The sequence below is a fragment of the Mycobacterium sp. GA-1285 genome, assembly GCF_001499905.1.
GTDB lineage: Bacteria > Actinomycetota > Actinomycetes > Mycobacteriales > Mycobacteriaceae > Mycobacterium.
In genome coordinates this window covers 52,797-64,123 of the sequence record NZ_LQIS01000018.1, presented here as the reverse complement: position 1 = coordinate 64,123, position 11,327 = coordinate 52,797, and the positions used below count along the sequence as shown (strand labels likewise).

7 protein-coding genes and 1 pseudogene are annotated in these 11,327 nt (G+C 65.5%); 2 read left to right on the top strand and 6 right to left on the bottom strand.

Annotation, left to right across the window (positions count from 1 at the left end):
• Positions 1–78: 78 nt before the first annotated feature.
• Both AU193_RS12570 and AU193_RS12565 read right to left on the bottom strand, forming a co-directional pair.
• Positions 79–1,008, bottom strand: a complete 930-nt coding sequence (locus AU193_RS12570; protein ID WP_064422718.1) for an NAD(P)/FAD-dependent oxidoreductase — start codon at positions 1,006–1,008, stop codon at positions 79–81.
• 55 nt (positions 1,009–1,063) lie between these two features.
• Positions 1,064–1,681, bottom strand: a complete 618-nt coding sequence (locus AU193_RS12565; protein ID WP_064422712.1) for a rhomboid-like protein — start codon at positions 1,679–1,681, stop codon at positions 1,064–1,066.
• A gap of 65 nt (positions 1,682–1,746) precedes the next feature.
• Between AU193_RS12565 and ppk2 the strand changes: the two genes are divergently transcribed.
• The gene (ppk2, locus tag AU193_RS12560) at positions 1,747–2,637 is read left to right on the top strand and encodes a polyphosphate kinase 2 (RefSeq protein WP_064422711.1); all 891 of its coding nucleotides are present in this window, start codon (positions 1,747–1,749) and stop codon (positions 2,635–2,637) included.
• 282 nt (positions 2,638–2,919) lie between these two features.
• Positions 2,920–4,506 carry a glycosyltransferase family 39 protein gene (locus AU193_RS12555; RefSeq protein WP_172798290.1) on the top strand — a complete coding sequence of 529 codons (1,587 nt, stop codon included), beginning with the start codon at positions 2,920–2,922 and terminating at the stop codon, positions 4,504–4,506.
• Positions 4,507–4,748: 242 nt separating this feature from the next.
• Here the strand turns inward: AU193_RS12555 and AU193_RS12550 are convergent.
• The 4 genes and pseudogenes from AU193_RS12550 to fdh all read right to left on the bottom strand — a co-directional run bounded on the left by AU193_RS12550 (position 4,749) and on the right by fdh (position 11,302).
• A pseudogene (locus AU193_RS12550) lies at positions 4,749–6,096 on the bottom strand (MFS transporter).
• 99 nt (positions 6,097–6,195) lie between these two features.
• The gene (gene nrfD / locus AU193_RS12545; protein ID WP_064422709.1) at positions 6,196–7,152 is read right to left on the bottom strand and encodes an NrfD/PsrC family molybdoenzyme membrane anchor subunit; all 957 of its coding nucleotides are present in this window, start codon (positions 7,150–7,152) and stop codon (positions 6,196–6,198) included.
• Entirely contained in the window at positions 7,152–8,054 is a 903-nt protein-coding gene (locus AU193_RS12540; RefSeq protein WP_064422708.1) for a 4Fe-4S dicluster domain-containing protein, read from the bottom strand. Before AU193_RS12540 ends, nrfD begins: the two co-directional genes overlap by 1 nt.
• Positions 8,051–11,302, bottom strand: a complete 3,252-nt coding sequence (gene fdh, locus AU193_RS12535; protein ID WP_253867790.1) for a formate dehydrogenase — start codon at positions 11,300–11,302, stop codon at positions 8,051–8,053. The genes AU193_RS12540 and fdh overlap by 4 nt, the downstream gene beginning before the upstream one ends.
• Between the last annotated feature and the right edge of the window lie 25 nt (positions 11,303–11,327).

The following is an 11,327-nucleotide window of genomic DNA, read 5'->3' as shown; positions in this document are numbered from 1 at the left end:
CATCAGACAACAACTCAAATCGCGACATCCCTCAAGCCTCAGGCACAACACCCGAAACCTTTGTCAGACACGCCCTAGTCAAATCGGTGGGTAGGGCAGACCGAACTCGTCGGCCAGCAGGCTCTGCACGATGATCATCGCCGCCTTCGACCCCGCGGCGATCGCGCCTGCCACGTACGGCTGCTCGCTGCAGAGGTCACCTGCGGCGAACACGCCGCTGGCCTCGGTGCGGTGGATGGGGTCGATGCTGATCGTGTCGACGGCCAGCGGGCCGGGCGTGCATGCGGCGCCCAGCTGCTCGGCGAGCGCTGAGCGTTGCTTGAGCGGTGCCTCGACGAGGAGGCCGTCGCGGGCGAGCCGGTCACCGTCGGCGAACGCGATCGCGCTCAGTTTGCCGTCCTCGCTGAGCAATTCGACGACGCGGCGGTCGTCGATGGTGATGTCGGCGGCTTGCAGCACCTTTTTGTCGGCGGGTGACAGGTCGGTGCGCCCGTCGGTCAGCAACACGACGTCGTCGCTCCAGCCGCGCAGCATCAACGCTGCGTGCATCGCCTCTTCGCCCGCGGCCATGGTGGCGAGGCGCTTGTCGCGCATCTCCCAGCCGTGGCAGAACGGACACTGGAAAACCGAGGTGCCCCACAGCTCGGCAAGGCCGGGCAGATCCGGCGGGCAGTACTGCATGCCGGTAGCGAGCAACACCCGCTTGGCGAGAATCGGATCACCGTCGTCGGGTTCGAGAATGAACCCGTTGTCGACCGGGCGGCCGCTGACGATCTGCCCGTGGCGGTACTCGACGCTCGGGTAGGCCGTCAGCTCGCGTCGTCCTTGGGCGTACAGCTCGGCGGGCGGACGCTTGTCGTAGCCGAGCAGTCCTCCGATGACGCCGGCGGCGCGGTTGCTTTGTTCGTCGGCATCGATGACGACCGTGCTTCGTCTCGCCCGGCCCAGCACGAGGGCGGCGCTCAAGCCGGCGGCCCCTCCCCCGACCACGGCACATTCCCAATCCATGGCCACAACGTTCCCGGGGTGGAGGCTGTGAAACCTTCGCACCGATGTGCGGAGGTCAAAGCGGTATCGGCGGGTAGGGCCGGTCCTCTCGGTTCGGCATCATCGGAACGGTCGCCAGTCCGGCCACGAACGCGGTCAGGTGACCGACTTCGGTGAACGTGGGCCGGGCGACGGCGTTACCGACCAACGCAAGCGCGGCCGCGGCCTGGGCGCCGGAGCGCCACCGCTTGCGGGTGTAGCCCGACAGCGCACCGGCCACCCCCAGAACGAAGTAGCTCACCCCGACGTCGCGGGCGTTCTCCAGCCGCTGCGGCGCACGGCCCTTCCGGATCAGCAGCCGCAGGTAGCTCTGGCCGACGTAGGTAGCGACGACGTGGGCACCGATCCCGACGAGAAGCCAACGCCACCAACCTAATCGGCGCTCCGCGGGAGCGACGACGGCGACGAACACCGGTATGTAGGGCCACCACCTGTGGTCATCGAGCCAGAACAGGCTGGTGGTGAGCACGCGGTGCGGTTCGCTGCGCAGCCGGCGCAGGTTCGTGGAGTTTCTGCGCTGGATCCGTCGCGACCCCCGATGTCCGGCCGAGCGCTGAACACGGGTCGTGACCAGCAAGACGAGCAGCCACGCGAAGCTGAACGGGGCGCCGGCGACGACGCGGAGGAGCCGCACCCGCTGAGGTTAGCGCGATTAGCCCCGCAAGCTTGCGGGTAGGCGAGCGTCATTAGGAGCCGGTGATGACGACTGCAGACTCGGAGATCGACCTCGACGCGCTGTCGACCGACGACCACGGATACACCGTCAACGACGAGGACGAAGACGACCCGGTGCTGCTCGACCGCGACGGCAAGCCGATCGAGACGTGGCGCGAACGATATCCGTACGACGAGCGGATGAGTCGCGAGGAGTACGAGCGGACCAAACGACAGCTCCAGATCGAACTTCTCAAGTTGCAGAACTGGAGCAAGCGCACCGGCGCGCGGCACGTGATCGTGTTCGAGGGCCGGGATGCGGCGGGTAAGGGCGGCTCGATCCAACGGTTCATGGAGCACCTCAACCCGCGCGGCGCACGGGTCGTCGCGCTGGAGAAGCCCACGGAAGAAGAGAAGTCGCAGTGGTACTTCCAGCGCTATGTGCGACATCTGCCCACCGGCGGGGAGATGGTGTTGTTCGACCGCTCCTGGTACAACCGCGCCGGCGTGGAGCGGGTGATGGGTTTTTGCACGCCCGAACAGCACGCCGAGTTCATGCGCCAGGCACCCGCGTTCGAGGAGATGTTGGTCAACTCGGGATTGCACCTGACCAAGTTCTGGTTCTCGGTGTCGCCGGCCGAGCAGCGGACGCGGTTTGCGATCCGGCTGGTCGATCCGCTGCGGCAGTGGAAGTTCTCGTCGATGGACATGGAAGCGGTCAACCGGTGGGAGGACTACACCAGGGCCAAGGAGGAGATGTTCCTGGCGACCGACACCGACCACGCACCGTGGATCGTGGTGAAGAGCAACGACAAGAAGCGCGGGCGGATCAACGCGATGCGATATCTGTTGTCGCGCTTCGACTATGACGACAAGGACGTCGAGGTGGTCGGCGAGCCGGACCCGTTGATCGTCGGGCGGGCGCTCGAGGACTGACGGCCTGTTGGTCGGAAACGCGTCTCACTATTCCATCGACTAAGGGTGCCCATGTTCTCAGTCATGCGCGAATCGGCGAATTACCCGCGACCCTCCCGTGTGTTAGAGGGCAGTATCCGAAACAGCTGAATTCTGCAACTCTGCGTCTGGTTTGGGTTAGTCTGCCGCACGGCGCGTGAGGGGACGCGGGAATGTGCATGGGGGGCCTTCACATTTATGTGGTCAACGGCAAGTTCTGCATTATCTGGCAGGGCAGGGGTCAGTTACCGTCAGCTTCTTCCGTTGGCCGGGATCCTTTGTTTTTGCATTGGTTGGCCCGTCTTCTTAGCCGTTTTCACCGGAAGCTTGGAGATTCCTCACAACGATGCATGGGCGTACTCCCTGATTGCCGAACGTCACGCTCGAAGTGGCTCGATCGAGCTCGTGGGGTGGAATCGCGCCGCCTTGATTGGACAGATTGTCATCCTGGGGCCCTTGGGCCAGTCGATCGTCGCTCAACAGCTGTTTGTTGCCGCGCTGGCGACCTGCGGGCTCCTAGCCACCTACGGCTTGCTAGTGCCCCGAATAGGGCGTAGCGGGGCGCTCCTGGGAACCGCCCTTGTGGGTCTGACGCCGGATTTCGGACTGCTGACAACGTCCTATATGGCAGAGATCCCTGCCTTCACTGCCGTAGTTGCTTGTCTCTTCCTGACTGACCGAGCGCTTCGCGTGCAGGATGCGCGGTATTTGCTGGGCGCACTTGCCATCGGCACTTGGGGAGTCACGGTTAGGGAACAGGCGATCGTCGGCCCAGTTGTCGCAGTCGCGGTCACGCTGACGGCTTGGCGCGGCAGAAAGCGCCGGATTGCATTACTCGCCGGAATGTTCTCCGCACTAGTGATCGCGGTGTTTGAAGTATGGCGTCGATCCCTGCCTCATGACGGCGGAGCCCCGCTGACGCCGCTCGGCATTAGCACGGTACTTGCAATTGCAACAGCCGTTGCCATGTGCTTCTTCGTGGCCCTTGCCGTCTTTCCAGTGGTGCTCATTTCAGTGCGCCCACGCAGATGGTCGCGACGAGCGCAGCGGATAAGCGTAGGTGTGTTTGTGCTGACCGCCCTCGTCGCAGGCGTGGCGCATGTCTTCGGCCAGGGGAATTTCATCTTCCTCAGCAACTACTTGACGCGGGATGGCGCCTACACTGCAGCCTCCATCGGCACGCGTCACGTGCTGCCTGACTGGTGGTGGTTCACTTTGGTAGTGATGGCTTGCGTATCGCTGGCTCTCATCGTGGGGCAGCTCATTGACTCAGGGATCCGACTCGACCGAATGCTTGGTCTGGTGCTGCTTCTCACCCTTGGCGGCACGCTCGCGCAGGTTGTCCTGGGGCAGCCGGCCTTCGGGCGATCTCTGCTCATCCTTATCCCCGTGGCTTGCGTTGCCTTGCTCGGCTGCCGTGCAACCGACGGCCGCTCTCCGCCGCCGGTCCGCCGCAAGTTACTTCCGGTGGCTGCGGTGGCGATCCTAGCGGCGACCTCGACGGCCGTAATCGCTAACGCCCTTGCCTTCGATGCGGCGCGGTGGCATGCCGCTTCGAAGCTTGTGGCCCGGGGGGTAGCCCATACCGACATCAATGCGGGTTTTGAGTGGGTGGGATACCATGCCGCTCAGCCAGCGTCGTGGAGTTCCGCTGATTCCGATGCGTTCTCTTGGTACATGTCGATGTTCGAACACTCGAGGAATTGCTACGTCGTCTCCGCATCTCCGCTGCATGGATTGCGCCTGATCTCGACGGAGCATTACCGAACGTATGCACTGGCTGGTTCGTCGAATCTCTGGATTTATCAGACCTTCCCCTGCCATCGACCCGGTACGGCGGGAGAGACTTGACGCACCACGCTTGTGGGCGCCGCTTGAAACCTTCTGTAGCGGTAGGTCTTCCATTCGATCGGATTGACACTCGTCGCGGAGACTTTGACCAGCACTTCATCGGGATGTCGCATAAGCGGTATCGGCAGCCCAGCCATCGCGAACCTACTGCTGTCGGCGAAGTCGGTCAGGACAACCGCACGGCGCATTACTTCGGATGTCGTCATGACAGAGCCACCTCTATCGAGTGCCGCAGCCCGGAGTCAGCGCACAAATGCGTGACCGCGCTCGCGATCGAGGAATGTCTCGGACTTGTTCTTCAACGCGAAGATATACACGAGGAGCGAGATCGCAATGCACACGGTGACGTAGCCGATGAACAGCGGCACCTGGTCGCGTTCCTTGAGCGCCTGGTAGATCAACGGCGCCGTGCCGCCGAACATCGAGTTCGCCAGCGCGTACCCCACGCCGACTCCGAGCGCCCGAACATGTACCGGAAACAGCTCCGACTTCACCAGCGCGTTGATCGAGGTGTATCCGGTGAGGATCACGTAGCCGACCGCAACCAGCAGGAAAGAGGTTAGCGGCGAACGTGTTTCGGGCAGGTAGGTGATCAGGATGTAGGTGTACACCAGCCCGCCGAAACCGAACCACAGCAGCAACGGTTTGCGTCCGACCTTGTCGCTGATCATCCCGCCGATCGGCTGCAGCAGCATCAGGAAGATCAGGCCGATCAGGTTGATCCAGGTGCCCGTCATACCCTCCCTTGTACGCGGTCTTGACGATCGCCGGCGCGTTGACGCTGTAGGTGTAGAACGCGACCGTGCCGCCCATCGTGATCAGGAAGCACAGAAGCAGCGGTTTCCAGTACCGGGTGAACAACTCGCGTATCGATCCGGCGGCCCTGTCCTCACCGGCCTTCGTCGCCTCGATGACATCCTCGCTGAGCGACTCGTCCATGGTGCGACGCAGCCAGAACACCACGACCGCCGCAACCCCTCCGAGCGCGAAACCGATGCGCCAGCCGAAGTCGTGCAACTGGTCCTCATTGAGGAACGCGTCGAGCACCAACAGCGTGAACTGCGCCAGCACATGCCCGCCCACCAGCGTGACGTACTGGAAGCTCGAGAAGAAGCCGCGGCGGTCGCGGGTCGCGGCCTCGGACATGTACGTCGCCGACGTCCCGTACTCACCGCCGGTCGCGAACCCCTGCACAAGGCGGGCGAGCACGAGGACTACCGGCGCGGCGACTCCGATCGTCGCCTGCGACGGCACCAGCGCGATCACCATGGAGCAGAACGCCATCAGCGACACGCTGACCGTCAGCGCGGCGCGCCGGCCCCGCCGGTCGGCGAACCGTCCGAAGAACCACGACCCCACGGGTCGCATCACAAAGGTGACCGCGAAGATCGCGTACACGTACACCGTCGAGTTCTTCTCGGACTCGTCGAAGAACTGCCCTTCGAAGTACGAGGCGAACACCGTGTAGATGTAGACGTCGTACCACTCGACGAGGTTGCCCGACGAGCCGCGGATCGTGTTCCAGACCGCCCGCCTGGTCTCGGCGGGAGTCGACCGCGGCGGTTCCGCTTCGGTGGTCGGTGCAGTCATGGAGGAACACGGTATCCGACGGGGCGGCCGACGGATGGGTGTTGTTCGTGGTCCTACGGGCGAGATTGCCTCAGGGTCGTGGTCGGCCGTGCACAGCCGTCAGTGCATTCTCGTGCGTAGGCGCTCGCGAGCATCCACCCGCTCGCGCTGCGGGACCACGACATACTTCGGGTCGCGGGTCGACGCCACACCGGCCTCGAACACCCCGAACCGCTGCAGTGCGCTGCCCACAAGCAGCGCCGCCCCCGACGCGGCCATCGTCGCGCGGTTCCGCCCCAGCGCCCCGCCGACGGCTCCCCCGACCGTCAGCACCTCCGACAGCTGGCGCAAGCGATGTGGCCGTCCCGCTGTATACGCCTCGCCTTCCACACCCATCCGCTGCTCCATCACCCGCGACGCCGCCACCTCCATGCCCGCGCCCAGTACCGCCATGCGGCGCGCCGGGACGCTCTCGTCGTAGGGCGCCAACAGCATCCCGAGCCCGGCACCGCTGGCCGCCGCCGAACCCGTGAACACGAACGGCAGATACGGGTGGGCCTCCCGCCAGGCAGGAACGGCCGTCTGCGACAACAGAACTGCCGTGTACGACGCCACCGCCGGCGCCGTTCCCGCCGCCCACAAACCGGCCGGTCGTGCCGCCCGTTCGACCAGCCGGCCCAACGCCGTGCGGCGCAGGCGACGCGGCATCAGCTCCGCGACCGCGATCACGCCCGACCCCGGGCCGTACGCCGAGAGAATCCAGGTGCCCATGCTCATCGGCGAACTCGGCTTGGCCACGCGCAGCATGTGGTGGAACCGCTCCGGCCGCCCGAGGTCGGCGATCAGGAAGTACAGGCTGGCCAAAATGCTGACCAGCGAACCGATTCGGGTTACCTTCCGCAGCTCGGCCCGTCCCGTCAGGTCCGCTCCGGCCGCGAGCATCGCCGAGCCGCCAGACAACCCGCCGCAGAACAGGTACGCCGCGATTCTCCAGTCCCACACCGGACTCTTGAGGATCTGCTTGCCGTAGTACGACCGGAACTCGGCCTCGGGCACGGCGAGTTGTTCGCGCGGCATCAGTTGCGCCTTCCGAAGAACGAGGACACGGCGATGCCGACCATCGCCGTCGCCGCCATCCCCGCGTAGCGCCACATCGCGCCCATGTCGCGCGTCGGCACCACCGGATCCGGCGGCAACCCATACACCTCCGGTTCGTCGAGCAGCAGGAAGAACGCGCCGTCGCCGCCGACACCGTCGTTGGGATCCTCGCCGTACAGGCGCGCCTCGGTGATGCCGCGTTCGTGTAACTCGTTGACGCGCAACGCGGCTCGCTCACGCAGCTCATCGAGCACACCGAACTGGATGGAGTCCGTCGGGCACGCCTTGGCGCATGCGGGCTCAAGCCTGTCGAGCAGACGGTCGTAGCACAGCGTGCACTTCCAGGCCCGGCCGTCGCCCTCCCGCCGCTCGATCACCCCGTACGGGCAGCCCGACACGCAGTAACCGCAGCCGTTGCAGATATCCTGCTGCACAACGACGGTCGCGAACTCCGTGCGAAACAGCGCACCCGTCGGACACACGTCCAGACACCCGGCGTGGGTGCAGTGCTTGCACACGTCGCTGCTCATCAACCAACGGAAGTCCTGCCGGGTCTCGGCGCTCATCGTGTCACCGGGGCGCTCGAAACCGGGCATTCCGAGGTCGACGCGCTCCCGGGAAGGTTGCTCGATGAACGCGACATGCCGCCACGAGTTCGCCCCCAGCTCACCGGTGTTGTCGAACGACATGCCCAGCAGGTTGTAACCATCCCCATCCCCAGAGACGGGGACTTCGTTCCATTCCTTGCACGCGACCTCGCACGCCTTGCAGCCGATGCACACCGAGGTATCGGTGAAGAAGCCCATCCGCGGCGGGTGTTCGCCGTATCCCGCCTCGCCGGCTACGTCGTCGAGGGGTCCGTAGAAGCTGTTGCGGCTCATGGCTTCTCCTCGGTGTGATCTTCCGACGGCTCGGTGGTGTCGAGGTTCGTGCCCGTCTCGGGGGTGATGCGTGCCCGCTCCCGGTACATCGCGATGTACTGCAGCAGCGCCGGACCCCGCGGCCGCCGCCCCGGCTGGATGTCACACGTCGCGACCTTGCTCTCCTGAATGAACACGTTCGGATCGGCCACCACGCCGAGCAGGTCATTGACGACGTCGCCGTCGATCAACCCGACGCTGCCCCAGTGGTACGGCATCCACACCTGATGCACCATCCGGTCCTCGACCCGCAGCGGCCGCATCCGGTCGGTCACGAACACCCGCGCGTCGACCGCCGATCGGCTGGTCACCACATGCGCCCAATCCATATGCGTCAGACCGCGTTCGGCCGCCAGCACCGGTGACACCTCGACGAACAGGCCGGGCTGCAGCTCGGACAGATACGGCAGCTGGCGGCTCATCCCGCCCGCCGTGTGGTGCTCGGTCAAGCGTGCAGCGGTGAAGACGTAGGGGAACACCTCGCCGTGCAACTCCGGCGGTGACGGGTTCGACGGGTTGTCCGCGCGCCCGTACACCTTGCGCGCCGGATTGCCCTGCTGCTTGTAGAGCGCGTTGGCCACCGGCGACTCGTGCGGTTCGTAGTGCGTCGGCAACGGCCCGTCGAGCACACCGTTGGGCGCGAACAGCCAGCCCTTGCCGTCGGCCTGCATGACGAAAGCGTCGTCGCCGCGCAGCGCCTCGACGCCGACCGCATCGAGCGGTGGTCGGTAGTCCGGCGGCTTGGTCTTCTCGAAATCCGGGACGTCGTAACCTGTCCACTCCCGGGCGTCGGCGTCCCACCAGATCAATTTCTTGCGTTCACTCCACGGTCGCCCCTGCGGGTCGGCGGAGGCGCGGTTGTAGAGCACGCGACGGTTCATCGGCCACACCCAACCCCACTGGGAGTCGTCGTGCGGAGCGCGCCGCGCCGCCTGGTTGACCCCGTCGGCGTACACGCCGCTGTAGATCCAACAGCCACACATCGTGGAGCCGTCGGCCTTCAGCGAGAGGTAGTTGTCGACGGCACGACCCGTCGTCAGATCCACGCCGCTGATGCGCCGCAGCACGTCGTCGGCGGACGGTTCGTCACCGTCCAGCTGGTAGTCCCACGACAGGTCGAGCAACGGTCGGTCCCGCTCATCGGTTGAGCCGGCGAGCTTTTCGCGCAGAATCCGGCCGAGGTGGTAGAAGAACCACAGCTCGGAGCGGGCGTCGCCGGGCGGTTCGACCGCTTGCTCGCGCCACTGCAGCTTGCGCTGCGTCTGAGTGAACGTGCCGGACTTCTCGACGTGCGAGGCGGCCGGGAACAGGAACACCTCGGTGCGGCAGGTTTTCGGGTCGATCTCACCGGTCTCGATCTCCGGCGCGTTCTTCCAGAACGTCGCGCTCTCGATCTCGACGAGGTCGCGCACCACCAGCCAGTCGAGGTTGGCCATGCCGAGGCGCTGCAGTCGGCCGTGCGCGGACCCGACCGCCGGGTTCTGCCCCAGCAGGAAATAGCCGAACACGTTGCCGTCGACCATGTCCATCACGGTGCGGTAGGTGCCGTGGTCACCGTTGATGCGGGGCAGGTAGTCGAAGCAGAAGTCGTTGTCGGCTCTTGCCTTCTCGCCCCAGTACTCCTTGAGCAGCGACACTATGTAGGTATCGGCGTTGTGCCAGAAACCTTTCTGGTTCCGGCCGCGGATGTCGTCGATGTACTGTCCCAGGCTCTCTTGACCGGCGTGCGGCATCGCGAGGTAGCCGGGCAGCAGGTTGAACAGCGTCGGCACGTCCGTCGAGCCCTGGATGCTGGCGTGCCCGCGCAGCGCGAACACTCCTCCGCCGGGACGGCCGATGTTGCCCAACAGCAGTTGGATGATCGAGCCGGCGCGGATGAATTGCGCGCCCAGCGTGTGCTGGGTCCACCCGACGCTGTAGACCAGCGCTGCGGTGCGCTCGCGCCCGGAGTTCTCGGTCCACGCCCGCGCAATGTCCAAGAAATCGTCGGCGGACACGCCGCAGACCCGCTGCACCATCTCCGGTGTGTAGCGGGCGTAGTGCCGTTTGAGGATCTGGAAGACGCAGCGCGGATGCTGCAGTGTCGGATCGCTCGGGATCCGCTGCGCGGTGTCGTCGATCGGCGCGCCGCCGGACCCCTGCTGGTCCGGCGCGGCCTCCTCTTTGGCTCCGGATCCGCCGCCCTCGCGATCCGTGCGCTCGTACTGCCACGTCGACGGGTCGTAGGAGGCGGTTTCGTCGTCGTAGCCGGAGAACAGCCCGTCGAGGTCCTCGGCGTCGCGGAAGCGCTCGTCGACGATGAACGACGCGTTGGTGTAGGCGGTGACGTATTCGCGGAAGTCGAGGTTGTTGCTCAGGATGTAGTTGATGACGCCGCCGAGGAAGGCGATGTCACTGCCCGCCCGCAGCGTGAGGTGCCGGTCGGCCAGCGCGCTGGTCCGGGTGAACCGCGGATCGATGTGCACGACCTTGGCGCCCCGCGCCTTGGCCTCGACCACCCACTGGAACCCGACCGGATGGGCCTCGGCCATGTTCGACCCCATGATCACGATGAAGTCCGAGTTGGCGAGGTTCTGCTGGTAGTCCGTCGCCCCGCCGCGACCGAAGGAGGCTCCCAGACCGGGAACCGTGGCGCTGTGTCAAATCCGCGCCTGGTTCTCGATCTGTAACGCTCCCAAGGCGGTGAAAAGCTTCTTGATCAGGTAGTTCTCCTCGTTGTCCAGCGTTGCTCCGCCGAGGCTCGCGATGCCCATGGTGCGTCGCAGCGTGTTGCGGTCGGCGTCGAACTGCTGCCAACCCTTGGCGCGGGCGTCGAGCACCCGGTCGGCGACCATGTCCATCGCGGTGTCGAGATCGATCTCCTGCCACTCGGTGGCGTACGGCGGGCGGTAGCGCACCTTGGTCAGCCGTTGCGGACCGGTGACGAGTTGCTTGCTCGCAGATCCCTTGGGGCACAGGCGGCCTCGTGAGATCGGGCTGTCGGGGTTGCCCTCGATCTGAACGACCTTCTCGTCCTTGACGTAGACCTTCTGCGCACACCCGACCGCGCAATACGGACAGACGGAGTGCGCGACGCGGTCGGCGTCGACGGTGCGCGGGGTCAACTCGATCGAGCGCCTGGACTGGGCGGCCTGGCCGCGTCCCAACCGGTCCTGGCCCGTGAGTTGCCGGTACACCGGCCACGACTGGAACAGCCCCTTGATGTCCACTGCGCCTCCTCAGGCTCCTCGAAGG

Coding starts and splice junctions, on each gene's coding strand:
- ppk2 (WP_064422711.1), top strand. CDS start 1,747: ATGACGACTGCAGACTCGGAGATCGACCTCGACGCGCTGTCGACCGAC.
- AU193_RS12540 (WP_064422708.1), bottom strand. CDS start 8,054: ATGAGCCGCAACAGCTTCTACGGACCCCTCGACGACGTAGCCGGCGAG.
- AU193_RS12570 (WP_064422718.1), bottom strand. CDS start 1,008: ATGGATTGGGAATGTGCCGTGGTCGGGGGAGGGGCCGCCGGCTTGAGC.
- nrfD (WP_064422709.1), bottom strand. CDS start 7,152: ATGCCGCGCGAACAACTCGCCGTGCCCGAGGCCGAGTTCCGGTCGTAC.